This window comes from Comamonas terrigena NBRC 13299 (assembly GCF_006740045.1).
GTDB lineage: Bacteria > Pseudomonadota > Gammaproteobacteria > Burkholderiales > Burkholderiaceae_C > Comamonas > Comamonas terrigena.
Map to the genome: position 1 here is coordinate 3,342,056 of NZ_AP019749.1, position 17,467 is coordinate 3,359,522.

General features: G+C 64.5%; 16 protein-coding genes. All 16 read right to left on the reverse strand.

Features of this window, described 5'->3' with window-relative positions:
• Positions 1-5 precede the first annotated feature (5 nt).
• The 16 genes from glnL to bamB all read right to left on the reverse strand — a co-directional run bounded on the left by glnL (position 6) and on the right by bamB (position 17,460).
• The gene (gene glnL, locus CT3_RS15290; protein WP_066533917.1) at positions 6-1,076 is read right to left on the reverse strand and encodes a nitrogen regulation protein NR(II); all 1,071 of its coding nucleotides are present in this window, start codon (positions 1,074-1,076) and stop codon (positions 6-8) included.
• Positions 1,077-1,417: 341 nt separating this feature from the next.
• Positions 1,418-2,833: a type I glutamate--ammonia ligase gene (glnA, locus tag CT3_RS15295; protein WP_066533919.1), complete on the reverse strand. Its 1,416-nt coding sequence runs from the start codon at positions 2,831-2,833 to the stop codon at positions 1,418-1,420.
• Between the two features lie 350 nt (positions 2,834-3,183).
• Positions 3,184-4,020: an EI24 domain-containing protein gene (locus tag CT3_RS15300; RefSeq protein ID WP_066534054.1), complete on the reverse strand. Its 837-nt coding sequence runs from the start codon at positions 4,018-4,020 to the stop codon at positions 3,184-3,186.
• 91 nt (positions 4,021-4,111) lie between these two features.
• On the reverse strand, positions 4,112-5,098 hold the full coding sequence (locus CT3_RS15305; protein WP_066533921.1) for a sterol desaturase family protein: 987 nt from the start codon (positions 5,096-5,098) through the stop codon (positions 4,112-4,114).
• A gap of 44 nt (positions 5,099-5,142) precedes the next feature.
• A complete protein-coding gene (locus CT3_RS15310; protein ID WP_066533923.1) occupies positions 5,143-5,991 on the reverse strand; it encodes a polysaccharide deacetylase family protein in 849 nt (282 codons plus the stop codon).
• A 26-nt stretch (positions 5,992-6,017) separates the two neighbouring features.
• A complete protein-coding gene (locus CT3_RS15315; RefSeq protein WP_225608922.1) occupies positions 6,018-7,073 on the reverse strand; it encodes a YncE family protein in 1,056 nt (351 codons plus the stop codon).
• 518 nt (positions 7,074-7,591) lie between these two features.
• Positions 7,592-8,116 (reverse strand): phosphoribosyltransferase, encoded by a 525-nt coding sequence (locus CT3_RS15320; RefSeq protein WP_066533924.1) that lies wholly within the window; start codon positions 8,114-8,116, stop codon positions 7,592-7,594.
• Between the two features lie 50 nt (positions 8,117-8,166).
• On the reverse strand, positions 8,167-9,543 hold the full coding sequence (locus CT3_RS15325; RefSeq protein WP_066533925.1) for an adenylosuccinate synthase: 1,377 nt from the start codon (positions 9,541-9,543) through the stop codon (positions 8,167-8,169).
• A 29-nt stretch (positions 9,544-9,572) separates the two neighbouring features.
• Positions 9,573-10,727, reverse strand: a complete 1,155-nt coding sequence (locus tag CT3_RS15330) for an ATP phosphoribosyltransferase regulatory subunit (protein ID WP_066533926.1) — start codon at positions 10,725-10,727, stop codon at positions 9,573-9,575.
• A 93-nt stretch (positions 10,728-10,820) separates the two neighbouring features.
• Positions 10,821-11,012, reverse strand: coding sequence for a DUF2065 domain-containing protein (locus tag CT3_RS15335; protein ID WP_066533927.1), 192 nt, complete (start codon positions 11,010-11,012; stop codon positions 10,821-10,823).
• Between the two features lie 29 nt (positions 11,013-11,041).
• Positions 11,042-11,935, reverse strand: a complete 894-nt coding sequence (gene hflC, locus CT3_RS15340; RefSeq protein ID WP_066533928.1) for a protease modulator HflC — start codon at positions 11,933-11,935, stop codon at positions 11,042-11,044.
• Positions 11,936-11,947: 12 nt separating this feature from the next.
• Positions 11,948-13,318 (reverse strand): FtsH protease activity modulator HflK, encoded by a 1,371-nt coding sequence (gene hflK, locus CT3_RS15345; protein WP_066533930.1) that lies wholly within the window; start codon positions 13,316-13,318, stop codon positions 11,948-11,950.
• Between the two features lie 69 nt (positions 13,319-13,387).
• Positions 13,388-14,557, reverse strand: coding sequence for a GTPase HflX (gene hflX / locus CT3_RS15350; RefSeq protein WP_066533932.1), 1,170 nt, complete (start codon positions 14,555-14,557; stop codon positions 13,388-13,390).
• Between the two features lie 72 nt (positions 14,558-14,629).
• Complete coding sequence (gene hfq / locus CT3_RS15355; RefSeq protein WP_066533936.1) at positions 14,630-14,878, reverse strand: RNA chaperone Hfq; 249 nt, start codon at positions 14,876-14,878, stop codon at positions 14,630-14,632.
• Between the two features lie 109 nt (positions 14,879-14,987).
• Positions 14,988-16,322 (reverse strand): ribosome biogenesis GTPase Der, encoded by a 1,335-nt coding sequence (gene der, locus CT3_RS15360; RefSeq protein ID WP_066533937.1) that lies wholly within the window; start codon positions 16,320-16,322, stop codon positions 14,988-14,990.
• Positions 16,323-16,335: 13 nt separating this feature from the next.
• Entirely contained in the window at positions 16,336-17,460 is a 1,125-nt protein-coding gene (bamB, locus tag CT3_RS15365) for an outer membrane protein assembly factor BamB (protein WP_066533945.1), read from the reverse strand.
• Between the last annotated feature and the right edge of the window lie 7 nt (positions 17,461-17,467).

A 17,467-nucleotide genomic window follows, 5' to 3' on the forward strand; every position in this document is an offset into this window, starting at 1 on the left:
AGACCTCAAGGCAGAGGAATCAGGATACGGAAATCGGTGCGCCCCGGGCTGCTTTCGCATTCGATCAGCCCCTGGTGGCGTTGCACAAAGGTCTGCGCCAGCGGCAGTCCCAATCCGGATCCCCCATCCCGGCCTGTCACCAGCGGATAGAAAATCCGCTCCTTGATGTGCTCAGGCACGCCTGGTCCGTTGTCTATCACATGCAATTCCAATGCCAGCTTGTGGCGCTGGCGGCCCATCGTGACCTGGCGAGCCACGCGGGTGCGCAAGGTGATCTCGGCATCGCCCACGGCAATCCGGTCGGCCAGCACCTGGGCCGCGTTCTGCACGATGTTCAGCACCGCCTGGATCAGCTGGGCACGGTCGCCTCGGAACTCCGGGATGGAAATATCGTAGTCGCGCCGCACGGTCAGCCCCAGAGGGTGTTCCACCAGCACCAGCGAGCGCACGCGTTCGCAGACTTCGTGGATGTTGACGTCGCCCACCTGGTGGGGGTGGCGGTGCGGGGCCAGCAGACGGTCCACCAGGCTTTGCAGGCGGTCCGCCTCGTGGATGATGACCTGGGTGTATTCCTTGAGCTCGCGGCTGTCGAGGTCCATCTCCAGCAACTGGGCCGCGCCACGGATGCCGCCCAGCGGGTTCTTGATTTCATGCGCCAGGTTGCGCACCAGCTCCTTGTTGGCGGCCGCCTGTTCGACCAGCCGTTCCTCGCGGTCCTGGCGCACCTGCTGGTCCAGCACCCACAGCTCCACCAGTACCTCGCCGCGCTCTTCCAGCGGCGCGATGGTGGCGTGCACCATCAGCGGCTCCTGCACCGGCGGAACCAGCGTGGTGTCAAAGCGCATGGCGGCGTAGTCCAGCCCCTTGCCACCCGCCAGGGCGTTGTCGAGCAGCGCAGGCTGGGCAATGAAGGTGGAGAAGCGGCTGCCGTCGAGCATGCGGCGCGACATGCCCAGGGTGTTTTCCAGCGCCGCGTTCGCAAAGATCACCTCGCCATGGCGGTTGAGCACCACGGTCAGTGTGGACAACAGGTCCAGCACGGCAAAGCGCTGGGCGGTCAGATGCGTATCGGTCATGCAAATACCAAGCAAGCTCAGTGCCTGGCCGGGGTGCGTTCAGGTAAAAACAAGAGCAGGCGATGCGCGCTGCAGAGGCCCTGCATCCCATTATGGGCATGAATCACGGCCGATGGGCCGGTGGCCCGCTTCGCCGGGGATGGACGCCGACACAGGCGACGGCCTGACAGGCCCAGCGGAGGTAACGGGGATGCAACCCGGCAGCACGCCACTGCCCTCTCCCCCCTCCCGGCAAGAAGCCCCCCAACCGATCGGGATGCAGACAAAAAAGGCGGCCCGGAGGCCGCCTTTTTTAGAGTGCCTGGAGGGCCCGTGCCGCGAGCGGCAGGCCCCCACAGGGCTTACAGGGAGTAGTACATGTCGTATTCGACAGGGTGCACGGCCTGACGGAAGCGGGTCACTTCGCCCATCTTCAGCTCGATGTAGGCGTCGATCATGCTGTCGGAGAACACACCACCCTTGGTCAGGAAGGCGCGGTCGGCGTCCAGGGCTTCCAGAGCCTGGTCCAGGCTGTGGCAGACGGTGGGCACCAGCTTGTCTTCTTCCGGAGGCAGGTGGTACAGATCCTTGGTGGCGGCTTCGCCGGGGTGGATCTTGTTTTCCACGCCGTCCAGACCGGCCATCAGCAGCGCTGCGAAGCCCTGGTAGGGGTTCATCAGTGGATCGGGGAAGCGGGCTTCCACGCGGCGGCCCTTGGGGTTGCTCACGTAAGGAATACGGATGGAAGCGGAACGGTTCTTGGCCGAGTAAGCCAGCTTCACAGGCGCTTCAAAGCCGGGCACCAGACGCTTGTACGAGTTCGTACCGGGGTTGGTGATGGCGTTCAGGGCACGGGCGTGCTTGATGATGCCGCCGATGTAGTACAGGGCGAAGTCGGACAGACCGGCATAGCCGTCACCGGCGAACAGGTTCTTGCCGTCCTTCCACACGGACTGGTGCACGTGCATGCCGGAGCCGTTGTCGCCAGCGTAGGGCTTGGGCATGAAGGTCGCGGTCTTGCCGTAGGTGTTGGCCACGTTCCAGATCACGTACTTCTGCAGCTGGGTCCAGTCAGCGCGTTCCACCAGAGTGGAGAAGCGGGTACCCAGTTCGTTCTGGCCAGCGCCCGCCACTTCGTGGTGGAACACTTCGACCGGAATGCCCAGGGATTCCAGGATCAGGGACATTTCGGCGCGCATGTCTTGCGTGCTGTCGACGGGAGGCACGGGGAAGTAGCCGCCCTTGACGCGGGGACGGTGACCACGGTTGCCGGTTTCGAACTTGGCGCCGCTGTTCCAGGGGGCTTCGTATTCTTCGATTTCGAAGAAGGGGTTGTGGGGTTCGGTACCCCAACGCACGCCGTCGAAGATGAAGAATTCGGGTTCGGGACCGAAGTAGGCGGTGTCGCCCAGACCGGAAGCCTTCAGGTAGGCTTCAGCGCGCTTGGCCACGGAGCGGGGATCGCGGTCGTAGGCCTTGCCGTCACCGGGTTCGATCACGTCACACTGCAGGATCAGCGTGGTTTCTTCAAAGAAAGGATCGATGTTGGCGGTGCTGGGATCGGGCATCAGCAGCATGTCCGAGGCTTCGATACCCTTCCAGCCGGCGACCGACGAACCGTCGAAAGCGTGGCCCGACGTGAACTTGTCTTCGTCAAAGTGCGACAGGGGCACGGTCACGTGCTGTTCCTTACCGCGGGTATCGGTGAAGCGCAGATCGACGAACTTGACGTCGTTCTCCTTCACAATGCTCATCACGTCTGCAACGGTCTTAGCCATCAGGTATCTCCTGGAAAAGCGCTTGAAAAAAGTACGGGGGATGCAAAGCAGAATGCGTGCCAGGGCCGCAGTTGGACTGCCTTCCCTGGGTGCAGTGGCGCCGCGCACCGAAAACCACTGCCATGCACCCCTCGATAATCACCGAGTTGGTGCAAAAAAGCAGAGTACGCCTGTCGAACTTCTGATTGCACTGTTTTGGTGCATTTAAGCACCTAAATAGTGCCGCCGTTCAACCACATGCTCCGCATCGCAGGCCGTCAGTGTAGCCGCGCCCAGGGCTGTAGCGAAGGCTTGCACCGGTTTCGCACGCCATTGCGCCGCCATCCTGGTGCGCTGCCGCCAAGCCTGGCTCAGGGCACGCGCACCGCGTCCGGTGCCGCCCCCTGGGTGACGGCCTCGCGCCGCAGCTGTTCCAGTGCCGCCAGGCAGAAATGGGCAAACCACAGCGACGACAGCGCGAACACCAGTGCGTAGATCCAGATGGCCAGCGGCACCAGCAGCCAGAACAGCGCCACGAACACCACGCCCGAGGCCCAGACCACGCTGGGCGCAGCCCCCATCACCCCACAGACCACGCCCATGCCCAGCAGCGGCATGCGAAAGCGTGTGAGCACCGCCTGGCGCTCGGCCTGGCTGGCGTGTTCGGCCAGGGCATCGAAGGCCATCACGCGGTAGGTGAGCCAGCCCCACACCAGCGGCGGCACCACCAGCACCAGCGGCGGAATGAACCACAGCGGGATGGACAGCACCAGCACCACCAGGGCAATCAGCGTGGAGCCCAGGGCCCAGGCCAGCGCCTGCCACCAGTGACCGCCCTGCTTGCGCTCCAGCAAGGGAAAGCGCCGCTCGGCCACCCATTCCACCAGCTTGGGCGTCATGAACAGGGACACCAGCATCAGCACCAACACCACCAGCAGCCCCGTGGCCGCCAGCACCAGCAGCACGGAACCCAGCACCTCGACACCCCAGCTCAGGCCGCGCTCCTGCATCCAGTGCCACACCGCGCCCAGCCAGCCCACGCCTTCCAGCGTCTGCACCGTCCAGTGCAGCGCCGGCTGCCAGAACAGCCAGGACAGCAGCGCGGCCAGCAGCGCCATCAACAGCAGCGGGAACAGCGACCAGGCAATCACCTTGCGGTGCAGGCAATTGCCCAGCGCGCGGACAAAGGAGGCTATCAGCAGGTTCATGCCCCGCAGCATAGCGGTCTGTGCGCACAATGCCATAGGACAGCGGCCACTTTGCCGCGGTGCATGCCGGGGCACCCTGCCCCCTGCCCGCTCAGGCGCGGTTCACCAGCCGCAGCAGGCCCTTCCACTGCTGGGACCAGAAGCCCTGGCCATAATCGCGCAGTTGGCCCTGGGCATTGGGCTGCACCTGGTCGCGCACGCCGGTGGGGTCCCAGCGCAGCTCGAAGTTGGCCGTGCCCCACAGCATGTCCCACCAGGGCAGCAGCACGCCAAAGTTGTTGCCATGGGCCTTCTGGTTGCGCACCGGGGCCCGCATTTCATGGCCGATGCCGATGGTGTGGTGGCGGCGGTGAAAACGCGGGCTGACCCAGAGGCGCTCGCCCACCGTGCCGAACCAGACGCGCAGATTGGCGTGCTGGAAGCTTTCGCTCAGCTGCGTCAGCGCCACCAGCAGCACGAACTGCGCCGGCTGCACCCCGATCAGCTGGGCCACCACCACGATGATGCTGTCGCGCACCACATCGTCCAGCAGGTGGTTGCGGTTGTCGCTCCACATGGTCATCTGCCGCTGCGAATGGTGCAGCGCATGCAGCTTCCACCACCAGCCCCAGCTGTGCTGGCCGCGGTGGATCCAGTAGTCCAGCAGGTCGAACACCAGCAGGTAGAGGATGAAGCTGATCCAGGCCTTGTCCGTCACGCCCGGCCACAGGCCTTCCAGCTGGAAGGTGGGCAGGCCCCAGACATGCAGCTGGCCGAACAGGTCGTTCCACAGCGGCTCGGTGGAAAAGAACAACGCCACCCGGAACAGGCCCAGCCGGTGCACCAGGGTGTAGAGCATGTCCACGCGGATGGCACGGCGGTCGGTCACCGCCTCCACCGGACGCCAGCGCTGCAGCGGGGCAATCACCAGCACCAGCACCAGCAGTTGCAGCAGTCCCACCAGCAGCCAGCCCGTGGCCTCAAAGGCGTCTTCCATCAGGCTGGCCATGCCGGCGTAATACAGCACCGGCTGGACCACGCCTTCGTACAGGCCTTGCTGGGCCTGGCCAAACCATTGGGACAATGTCTCCCACACCATGTTCTTCCCTCATTGCGGCGGATCCTGCTGTCCGCACTGTAGTCCTACGGCTGGCGCGCAGTCGCCGCCGCAGCGGTGTGACCCTGCACCCAGGCACGGTAGTCGGGGTGCTGGTCCAGCGTGCGAAAGCAAAAGCCCTTGGCCTGCAGGCCGGTGATCAGCGGCTCCAGCACCGCCGGCGCCCAGGGATCCTTGCGTGACCAGATGCCCAGGTGGGCCAGCAGCACATCGCCCGGGCGGATGCGCGCCAGCGCCTGCTGCAGCAAGGCGGCGTTGCTGAACTTCTCGCTGGACAGCTCGTCCCCCAGAAAACCGGCCGGCGACCAGCCCACGTGCTTGAAGCCGCAGGCCTCGGCCGCCTGCAGCAGCTGGGGCGAGGTCTTGCCACCGGGCGCACGCCATAGCGGCAGTGGTGCCTGGCCGGTGGTCTGGCGCAGCCATTCGCTGGACTTGCGGATCTCGGCGCAGTACTGCGCGGCGCTGAGCGTGACGGTCTGGTCCTTGTGCGCGCCCTGCGAAGGCCGCACACGGAAGGAGCGGTCCGCCGCCGCGCCCAGGTCGCCACGCCAGTAGGTGTGGTCCCAGGTGTGGCTGGCAAAGCGGTGCCCTTCCTGGGCGCGCGCCTTCCACCACGGCGCCCAATGCGTGCCCAGACTGCCGTCGCCCTGCTGCGTGGTCTCGTTGGCGGCAAAAAAGGTGACGCGAACCTGGTGGCGGCGCAGCACATCGGCCACCAGATCGGCCACGCCCATGTGGCCGGTGTCGAAGGTCAGATAGACCGGTTTGTCACAGTCTTGCGGGGCGGGTGTGCTGCTGCCACTGGCGTGGACAGGCAGACACAACGCAACCAACACCCCGGCGGCCATGCGTGTGGCAGGCAGATAGGCGGCCATGCACCCTCCTCGCGGTCTGGCAGTGTTCAGCGCGGCGAGTGGGCCAGGGTCCACACGCCGTGGGGCGACTTGCCCACATTGACCTGGCGGATCACCTTCTTCTCCACCATGTCGATCACGCTGAGCTTGCGCGCCCAGCGGGAGGACAGGTAGATGTAGCGCAGATCGGTCGTCACGTCCATGCAGTCCGGACCGCCCGGTGCGGGGTAGTTGTCCACCACGGTGTGGGTGGTCATGTCGATCTTGCTGATGGTGTTGGCCACGCGGTTGCTCACCAGCAGGTGGCGGCCGTCGCCCAGCGCACGGAAGGCGTGTGCGCCCTTGGCCGTGGGGATTTGCCCCACGCGCTTGGCCGGCGTGGCCGTGGCGGCGGGGTTGATGCTGAACACCTCCACGCCGTCACTGCCGGTCAGGCCGATGAAGATGAACTTGCCGTCCGGGCTGCCGTACAGGTCGGCCGGCATGGAGCCCGTGGGCACGCGCCACAGCAGCTTCTGCGTGTGCAGGTCGATGGCAACCAGCTCGTCGCTGTCCTGCATGGTGGAGTAGATCGTGGTGCTCTTGGCGTCGATCCACAGGTGGCTGGGCGTCTTGCCCGTGGGAATGCGCTGCACCAGCTGCGGGTTGCTGCCGTCCCAGCGGTAGATGTCCACGTGGTTCAGGCGGTTGGCAGCGGTGATGAACCACTTCATGTCCGGCGAGAAGCGCAGGTGGTAGGGGTCGACGATGTCGCGCACCGTGCGCTGGATGACGGCCGTGCGCGGGTCCACAAAGGTCAGCGTGTCGCCCGTGGCATTGGCCACGATGATGGACTTCTCGTCCGGCGTCAGGTACAGGTGGTGCGGCTCCTTGCCGGTGGGCAGGCGCGCGGTTTCGGTCCAGGTGGCGGGGTCGACCACGCTGATGGTGGCATCCAGCGAATTGAGCACGAACACCGGGGGCGGCTTGCCGCCGGCAGCCGGTGCAGTTGCAGCAGCAGTTGCCACGGGGGCGGGGTGTGCCGCCGCGCCGGATGCCGCCGAACCCGCGGACACCTTGGCGGGTTCAGACGCGCCGAACAGGTTGGAGAAGACTCCAGCCATGGCCGGTGTAGAGAGCGAACCCAGCAGCCACATCAGGCTCTGGCGCTTGGAACGGGAAACCGCCACAGGGACACCACTTTCAAAAATGAGCCCGCAGTGTATGCCTGCCGCAGGGGCTTGCAATGGCAGTGTAGTGCCGATGGGGGACATCACGCATTTTTGCGACACCGGCCCGGGGCCATATCCGACGCGGCACCTGCGCTGCAGCCGCAGCGACCACTCCCTCCAATCGCTCCCGGGACTTACAGCCACCACCGCAGTTAGCTATATTTTTATGAGCACTCAACACCCAGCATATGGCGACTTCAAATAAATTATTGGCTTAGATCACCATTACACCTGTCTAAGGCGCTCACTTTTTGATATACGCAGTCTGCAATCAGAGGCTGCATACCGATAGCCACGCTATGGGCCTGACCAGACCCCAAGGCCCCGCAGGCACCATGCAAAAAGGCCCCTTGCGGGGCCTTGTGCGGAGGTGGAAGGCACCAGCCTTCAGACCGGTGCCGAGCCGGGGCTCAGACCTTCCACTTTTCCAGCAGCTTTTCGGGCGACAGGTTGTCGTAGCCTTCGAAAGGCTGGTGGATCCAGGGGTTGGTCGGCAGGTCTTCCACCGAGTAATCGGCCTGGAAGGTGGACACGCCCTTGGTCCAGATCACGGCGGTACGCAGCTCGGTGATGGGCTGGTAGTTTTCCTTGAGCATCTTGACCACGGCATTCAGCGTCACGCCGGAGTCGGCCAGGTCGTCGACCAGCAGCACGCGGCCGGCGATCTCCCCCTTGGGAGTGGCGATGAAGCGGCCGATGTCCAGGTGGCCACGCACCGTGCCGGCTTCGGCGCGGTAGGAGCTGGTGGACATGATGGCCAGGGGTTTGTCGAAAATGCGGCTCAGGATGTCACCGGGACGCAGACCACCGCGTGCCAGGCACAGGATGGTGTCGAACTGCCAGTCCGACTGGTGGATCTTGATGGCCAGCTTTTCGATCAGGCCGTGGTATTCGTCATAGCTGACGTACAGGTGCTTTCCGTCTTCAGTCAACATAGGTTGGCTCCGGTCTCTCGCATGTGGGGTGGTTGGCTGGTGCACAACGCTCAGGCAGCGCTGTAGGGGTTGTGCATCAGGATGGTGTGATCGCGGTCGGGGCTGGTCGACACCATGGCGATGGGCACGCCCGTCACTTCGGCAATACGGTCCAGATAGCGGCGGGCATTCACCGGCAGCTTGTCGTATTCGGTCACGCCCACGGTGGAGTCGGTCCAGCCGGGGATGGATTCGTAGATGGGCTTGCAGCGCTCGATGTCGTCCGCACCCAGGGGCAGCAGGTCGATCGTTTCACCGTCCAGCTCGTAGCCCACGCACAGTTGCAGCTCTTCGATGCCGTCCAGCACATCCAGCTTGGTGATGCACAGACCGGACAGGCCGTTGATCTGGGCCGAGCGCTTGAGCAGCGCGGCATCGAACCAGCCGCAGCGGCGGTAGCGACCGGTGGTCACACCCATCTCGGCGCCCACGGTGGACATCACGTAGCCGGGAGTTCCTTCCTTGCGCCATTCCAGTTCGGTGGGGAAAGGACCGCCACCAACGCGGGTGCAGTAGGCCTTGGTGATGCCCAGGATGTAGTGCAGCATGCCCGGGCCGACGCCGGCGCCGGCGGATGCATTGCCGGCCACGCAGTTGGACGAGGTCACATAGGGGTAGGTGCCGTGGTCCACGTCCAGCAGCGTGCCCTGGGCGCCTTCGAACAGCAGGTTGCCGCCTTCGGCATGCACGGCATTCAGTTCGCGCGACACGTCGGCGATCATGGGCTTGAGCAGTTCGGCGTGGCGCATGGCTTCGCTGTAGACCGCGTCAAACTGGACTTCGCCGTCCTTCATATAGGGAGCCAGGGAGGCACCGAAGTCGAAGTTCTTGGAACCCAGCACGTTCACCAGGATGTGGTTGTGCAGGTTCAGCAGTTCGCGCAGCTTGGTGGCGAAACGCTCGGGGTGCTTGAGGTCCTGCACACGCAGGGCACGGCGGGCGATCTTGTCTTCGTACGAGGGGCCGATGCCTTTGCCCGTGGTGCCGATCTTCTGCGCACCGCCTTGTTCGCGGGCCGCTTCACGGGCCACGTCCAGTGCCTGGTGGAAAGGCAGGATCAGCGGGCAGGCTTCCGACACGCGCAGGCGCTCACGCACTTGCACGCCGGCCTTTTCCAGGCCTTCGATTTCTTCAAACAGCTTGCCGACCGACAGCACCACACCGTTGCCGATGTAGCACTTCACGCCGGGGCGCATGATGCCGCTGGGAATGAGGTGCAGCGCTGTCTTCTTGCCGTTGATCACCAGGGTGTGACCGGCGTTGTGACCGCCTTGGAAGCGGACCACGCCTTGGGCACTTTCGGTCAGCCAATCGACCAGCTTGCCCTTGCCTTCGTCACCCCACTGGGTGCCGACTACGACGACGTTGCGACCTTTGCTTGCTTTCATGTCTAAATCCGTTGAAATGGAAAAATGCCTCAGAAGGCTTGTACGACCCATTGCCCGGCACGCAGCACAAGCTCCCGATCGCAGTGGAATTCATCAACCTCGCTCTCGTGCCCAGGCAGCACGCAGACCACGGTTTCCCCTTGGGCGCGCAGTGCGGCAATCGCCTGCGCCAAACTGGCATCGCTGGCCCCCCAGGGCGCACGCACCGCCGCCTTGAGCGGCCGCGCAGGCACCACCGCCACCAGCTGCTTGATGTCCAGCGAGAAGCCGGCGGCAGGCCGGTTGCGGCCGTACACGGCACCCACTTCGTCGTAGCGGCCACCACGCACCAGCGCATCGCTGGCGCCCGGGGCATACACCGCATAGCGGGTGCCGCTGTAGTAGGCGTAGCCGCGCAGGTCGGCCAGGTCCACGGTCACCTTCACATCGGAAGGCAGCTGGGCGGCAAACCACTTCAGGTGGGCGATCACATGCTGGGCACCGGGCACGCGGGCCAGTGCCTTTTCGGCCTCGTCCAGCACCTGCACGTCACCGTACAGCTGCAGCAGGGCTTGCAGGCCCTCACGCGAAGCCTGGGGGAAATTCCGGGTCAGCTCAGCCAGGCCGGTGGCGTCCTTGGCGGCCAGCGCCGAGTGCACGCGCTGCAGCACGCTGGTGTCGACCATCACGCCCGCCAGCAGGCTGCGCACGATGCGCACATCGGCCAGGTCCACGCTGTAGTTGCTGACCTGGGCGCCCTTCAGGCAGGCCAGGGCCAGCTGCAGCGCTTCCAGATCGGCTTCCGGGCCGGCATGGCCGTAGATTTCAGCGCCGAACTGCAGCGGCTCGCGGGTGGCGCGGGGACGGTCCGGCGTGGTGTGCAGCACCGGGCCGCAGTAGCACAGGCGCGCGACGCCGTCGCGGTTGAGCAGGTGGGCATCGATGCGCGCGACCTGCTGCGTCATGTCGGCACGCAAGCCCAGCGTGCGACCGGACAGCTGGTCCACCAGTGTGAAGGTTTGGAGATGGAGCGCTTCGCCAGAACCCGTCAGCAGAGACTCCAGGTACTCCAGCAACGGTGGCATGACCAGCTCGTACCCGTAGCTGCGGGCGGTATCGAGCAGTCCTCGACGCAATTCCTCGATGTGCCGTGCCTCGGAAGGCAAAACATCGGCGATGTGATCCGGCAGGACCCAAGCAGACATGGAAAAAGGGAGAGGCTGTTAAAAACGTGATTCTACCGGCTATCACTGCGCGCACCCAAAACCGGCCGCCGCAAGGCCCAGCCCGTACGCACGTTATTGCAACAACAGCAGCAGCAGCAGGCCAACTGCGATACCCAGCAGACCGATGAAACGCAGCTGGCCTTCACGCAGGGCCAGCATCTGGGAGAACGCCCGACGCCAGGCGCCAGGAAAAAGAAAAGGGCCTAAGCCCTCGATGACCAGCACCAGCGCCAGCGCCATGCCCAGGTGGTTCCAGAACTCCATGGGATGGCGTGGCGGTGGCTGGCGGAATGTCAGCGTGCGGAGCTGCCGCCGCTGCTGCGCATGGCCTTGAAGAAGTCGGTGGACGATGGATCGACCACCACCACATCGCTCTTCTTGTTGAAGCTGGCCTTGTAGGCTTCCAGGCTGCGATAGAACTGTGCGAACTGCGGATCGCGGCCAAAGGCCTCGCCGTAGACGCGCGCGGCTTCGGCATCGCCCTGGCCCTTGATGATCTGGGCGTCGCGGTAGGCATTGGCGATGGTGATGTCGCGCTGGCGGTCGGCCTCGGCACGGATCTTTTCGCCTTCGGCCCCACCGGTGGAGCGCAGCTCGTTGGCCACGCGCTTGCGCTCGGCCTCCATGCGGCGGTAGACCGATTCGGTGATGGTTTCGGCGTAATCCACGCGGGTGATGCGCACGTCCACAATGTCCACGCCCCAGGGCTTGGCACCGCTGACGGACTCCGCCACTTCACGCTTCACATCGGCCATCAGCGCTTCGCGCTTGGAAGACAGCAACTCGCGCACGGTGCGGCGGTTGATTTCTTCCTGGAAGGCATTGCGCACCACACGGTTGAGCTGCATGGCACCAGCGGATTCATCCAGACCCACGTTGCGGATGTACTCCGAGGGGTTGGAGATGCGCCAGCGCACATACCAGTCGATCACCACGCGCTGCTTTTCGGCCGTCAGCACGGGCTCGGTGTCCGTGCTGTCGAGCGTCAGCAGACGCTTGTCGATGTAGCGCACGTTCTGGAACGGAGGCGGCATCTTCCAGTTGAGACCAGGCTCGGTGATCACTTCCTTGATCTGACCCAGGGCGTAGACCACGCCGAACTGGCGCTGGTCCACGACAAAGAGCATGGAACTGAGCAACGCCACGACGACGAGCAAAGAGGAAACAAAAAATCCAACGCGGTTCACGTATTACTCCTCTTAGCGGGAATCTCGCTCGCGCGAGCGATTGGCATCGCGGGCACGGGGATCGATGGTATGGACCTGGGGCACGGCGGCCGGCGCTGCGGCGGCGGTGCCGGAAGCAGCTTCGGTGCCGGCCGCGGCATTCGACTGCTGCGAAACGCTCTGCATGATCTTGTCCAGCGGCAGGTACAGCAGGTTGGAGCCCTGGCGGGAATCCACCATGACCTTGGTCACGTTGCTGTAGACCTGCTGCATGGTCTCGGTGTAGAGGCGGTCACGCGTGACCTGCGGCTCTTTCTTGTACTCCGCCAGCAGCGAGCTGAAGCGCTGTGCATCACCTTGTGCCTGGGCGGTCAGGCGGGCCTTGTAGGCTTCCGCTTCTTCCTTCAGGCGCGAGGCGGTACCACCGGCACGCGGAATCACGTCGTTGGCATAGGCCTGGGCTTCGTTCTTGGCGCGCTCGCGCTCCTGACCGGCCTTGAGCACGTCGTCGAACGAGGCCTGCACCTGCTCGGGCGGGCGCACGCCGCCCTGCTGCAGATTGATGCCCACCACTTCCACGCCCACCTTGTAGCGGTCCAGGATGGTCTGCATCAGCTCGCGCACCCGCGGGGCGATCTGGTCGCGCTCTTCCGCCAGCGCGGAGTCCATGCGCATCTTGCCCACCACTTCGCGCACCGCGGTTTCGGCGGCCTGCACCACGGCTTCTGCCGGGTTCTTGCTCTCGAACAGCCAGGCACGCGCGTCACTCAGGCGGTATTGCACGGCGAACTTGATTTCGACGATGTTCTCGTCTTCGGTCAGCATGGCCGACTCGCGCAGGCCCGTGCTCTTGATGATGTTGTCACGCCCCACATCGGCCGAGCGGATCTGCGACACATACACCAGCTCGTGGTTCTGCACCGGGTACGGCAGGCGCCAGTTGAAGCCGGCACCCACGGTGGAGTGGTATTTGCCGAACTGGGTGATGACGGCCTGCTGGCCTTCCTGGACGATGAAGAAACCCGTTCCCAGCCAGATCAGCACGGCCACGCCGGCGATCAGGCCCACGCCCATGCCGGCATTGCGCATGTCCGGCGGGGTGCCGCCGCTGCGGCCGCCGGTGTTGCCACCCGATGGCGGTTTGCCACCGAACAGGCCCGAGAGCTTGCGGTTGAAGTCTTTCCAGATCTCGTCCAGATCCGGTGGCTGCGAGCCATTGGAACCGTCGCGACCCCGTGGCGGTTGTGGAGGCGGTGTGGGACGGTCCTGCTCCGGACGCGGGTTGTTGGCGTCTTCGGGACGGTCATCCCCTCCACGCCCCCAGCGGGGATCGTTCAGATTGAACATGCCCCGCAGTCGTTCCGGCAACACCGCCCAACGTGGGGCGCGATTCAAGAAATTCATGCGAAAAGTCTCAATTTTTGAAAAAGACACAGTTGCGCAACATTGTGCCCAATCCTGTCAGCCAGCCGTTTACAAATTGGCGTCGTCATCTGGGGTCATATCTGCAGCCCCTTCCTGGCGTGCCAGCAGAATATCTGCCAGCAACTGGCGCAACGCAGGCAAGCCCTCGCCCGATCGGGCACTGACAAACACCCGCGGCACGGCCACCCCGTCCACCTCGTAGCTGTCCTGCAACACCGCCGGACGCTGCCCGGGTTCCAGGGCATCCAGCTTGTTGAACACCAGCACCTGGGGAATGTCCTGGGCACCGATTTCCGCCAACACCTTGTGCACTTGATCCATTTGCTCCGGAAAGGTTGCATTGGATGCGTCGACCACGTGCAGCAGCAGATCGGCGTCCACGGCTTCCTGCAGCGTGGCCTGGAAGGCGTCCACCAGACCGTGCGGCAGGTCGCGGATAAAGCCCACGGTATCAGACAGCGAGACCGAAGCCCCCGCTTCTGTCAGATACAACTGGCGTGTGGTGGTGTCCAGCGTGGCAAACAGCTGATCGGCCGCATAGGCGCGGGCCTTGACCAGAGCATTGAACAACGTGGATTTGCCGGCATTGGTGTAGCCCACCAGCGAGATGTTGAATACATCCCGGCGCTCCCGCTGACGCCGCTGCGTGGCACGCTGCTTCTTGACCTTCTGCAGACGTTCCTTGGTGCGCTTGATGGCGTCGGCAATCATGCGGCGGTCCAGCTCGATCTGCTTTTCACCAGGGCCGCCACGGCCGCCGATACCGCCGGCCTGGCGTTCCAAGTGGGTCCAGCGTCGCACCAGGCGGGTGGCGACGTACTGCAGACGCGCCAGCTCGACCTGCAGCTTGCCTTCGTGGCTGCGGGCGCGTTGGGCAAAGATTTCGAGGATCAGCAGCGTGCGGTCGTTGACCGGCATTTCCAGCGCACGCTCGAGATTGCGCTGCTGCGCAGGACTGAGCGCCTGGTCGAACAGGACCTCTTTGGCGCCGTGCATCTGGGCCAGCATGCGGATCTCGTCCGCCTTGCCGCTGCCGACAAACAGTGCCGCGTCGGGCACTTTGCGTTTGCAGGTGATGCGCGCAACAGGGTTCAGGCCGGCAGTCTGTGCCAGCAAACCCAACTCTTCCAGCTCTTGGTCGAAATGGGGCAGACCGAAGTCCACACCCACCAGCACCACTGGGGCAGATGCCGTGGCAGAGCGCGAAGTATCAGTCATGGACACTCCGCAGCACCGACATCACACCCCCACCCTGTGGCTGGCACAGGGAGGGAAACATGAAAAACCTAATCAAGCGGCAGGGGCTTCGCTGGTATCGGCCGTCGAGAAATTCACGGCGCGGCCGGGGACGATGGTGGAGATGGCGTGCTTGTAAACCATCTGGGTGACCGTGTTGCGCAGCAGCACCACGTACTGGTCGAACGATTCGATCTGACCTTGCAGCTTGATGCCGTTGACCAGGTAAATCGACACCGGCACGTGTTCACGGCGCAGTGCGTTCAGGAAAGGATCTTGCAGAAGTTGGCCTTTGTTGCTCACGATATTCTCCGTGTTCGGAAATGTTGTTGTAAACGTACACCTTAACACAGCCCTGGTATTCCAGCCTTGCGCATGGCTGGGACCGGGCTGTGGACTGACGATTCCGGCCTCAATCCGAGTAAGGATTGTGGGAGGTCTTCATCTCGATGCGCAAGGGGGTTCCAACCAGATTGAACTCCTTGCGGAACCGCCCTTCCAGAAAGCGCTTGTACGCCTCCGTCACATGCTCCAGCGAATTGCCGTGGATCACGATCAGCGGCGGATTCATGCCGCCCTGGTGCGCGTAGCGCATCTTGGGCCGGTAGGAACCCACCTTCTTGGGGGTCTGGTACTGGATCGCTTCGAGCAACAGGCGCGTGAGCACCGGCGTCGGCATCTTGCAGGTGGCCGACTTGTGTGCCTGCACCAGCGACGCCCACAGCGGGCCCAGGCCCTGGCGCTTCTGTGCCGAGATGAAGTGCAGCGGCGCAAACTTCAGGAACGACAGACGCGTTTCGATCGAACGCTCCAGCATCTGGCGCTGGTAGTCATCCACCGCATCCCATTTGTTGACCGCCACCACCACGGCGCGGCCGCTCTCCAGCACATAGCCGGCGATGTGGGCGTCCTGGTCGGTCACGCCCTGTGTGGCGTCGATCAGCAGCAGCACCACGTTGGCGCCTTCGATGGCCTGCAGTGTCTTGACCACCGAGAACTTCTCGATGGCCTCGAACACCTTGCCCTTGCGGCGCAGGCCGGCGGTATCGATCAGCTCGAACTTCTGGCCATTGCGCTCGAACGGCACCGAGATGGCGTCGCGCGTGGTGCCCGGCATGTCGAACGCCACCAGGCGCTCTTCACCCAGCCAGGCATTGATCAGCGTGGACTTGCCCACATTGGGGCGGCCGGCCACGGCCAGACGGATGGGGGCTTTCTCCACATCGTCCAGCGTTTCCTCTTCGGGCTCGGGCAGGTTCAGCTGGCCCAGCGCCTGTTCCACCAGGCTGCGCACACCCTGGCCGTGGGCGGCCGACACGGCCACCACATCGCCCAGACCCAATTCATAGAATTCGGTCAGCTGTGCACCTTCGCGCATGCCTTCGGCCTTGTTGGCCACCAGCAGCGCGGGCTTGCCCAGGCGGCGCAGGTAATTGCCGATTTCATGGTCCTGGGCCGACAGGCCGGCGCGGGCGTCCACGATGAACAGCACCACATCGGCTTCTGCCACGGCCTGGCGGGTCTGCTTGGCCATCTCCTTGAAGATGCCCTTGGATGCATCGGGCTCGAAACCACCGGTGTCGATCACGATGTATTCGTGCTTTCCCTGCTTGCCCTGGCCGTAGTGGCGGTCACGCGTCAGGCCGGCGAAGTCGGCCACGATCGCATCCCGCGACTTGGTCATGCGGTTAAACAAGGTCGATTTGCCCACATTGGGCCGCCCTACGAGGGCAATTACTGGCTTCATTCCGAAGAAAATCTCATTCCGGCCGGAAGCCGTACACGCCACCATTGCGTGTCACGACCACCAGCGTATCGGCGGCAACCACGGGTGCAGCTGCCATGCCGGATCCATCTGTCTGCAGGCGGTTCAGGTGCGAACCATCCTGCTTGGAGAGCACGTGCACCAGGCCCGCATCGTCACCCATGATGACGGAGCGGCCCAGCAGCAACGGCGCCGTCAGGCGGCGGTGCTGGAAGCGTTCCACCGACCACAGCTTCTTGCCGTCGGCCCGGTCCCACGCCTGCACCACACCATTGCTTTCGGTGCCTGCCAGCAATTCTGCATCGCCGCCAACACCCACAGAGCCTCTGGCAGTTTGTGTCCACAGCACCTGGCCACGGGCAGCGTCCACGCAACCCACGCTGGCCTGGAAGGCGCGTGCGCACACCACATTGCCTTGCGTGAACGTGGGACCGACCAGATCCACCAGGCGCTCCACGTCGTTGGTGCCGCGCGGGCTGGCCAGCGGGGCCTCCCACAGCACGGCGCCGTTGTCGGGCTGCAGCGCCACCAGGCGACCGGCCATGCCCGTCACCAGGGTGTTGCCCACCGCCTGCAGCACGCCGGGCTGGCGCAGCACCAGCGGCTCGCCGGTGCGCGGCTGCGACCACAGGGCCTGGCCGGTGCGGGCGTCATAGGCTGCAATGGTGCGGTCTGCCGTCACCAGGAACACGCGGGCACCGGCCACCAGCGGCGCGGTGTAGGCACCGGCTTCCAGGCGCTTGCTCCACGCCTGCTTGCCGTCGATGATGCCGATCAGTTCATTGGACTTGGTCACCACGGCCGTGGTCACGCCGTCGCTGCCCACGCCGCTGGACAAGGGCTTGCCCACCGTGGTGCGCCACAGATCCTGGCCGTTGCGGGCATTGAGCGCCACCACCGTGCCGTCAGCAGCCGACACATAGACGGCGTCGCCCAGCACATGGGTGCTCAGGCTCACGTCCTTGATGGCGCCCACGCGGGCCGTCCAGGCCTGGCGAATGTCCAGCTTGACCACATTCGGGCCCAGATCCTGCGGCTTGGGCTTGCTGGTCCCGAACCAGGCACATCCGCCCAAGGCGGTCACAAGTGCGGCGCTGGCTGCCCAGCGGCCGACGGTCATCCATGTT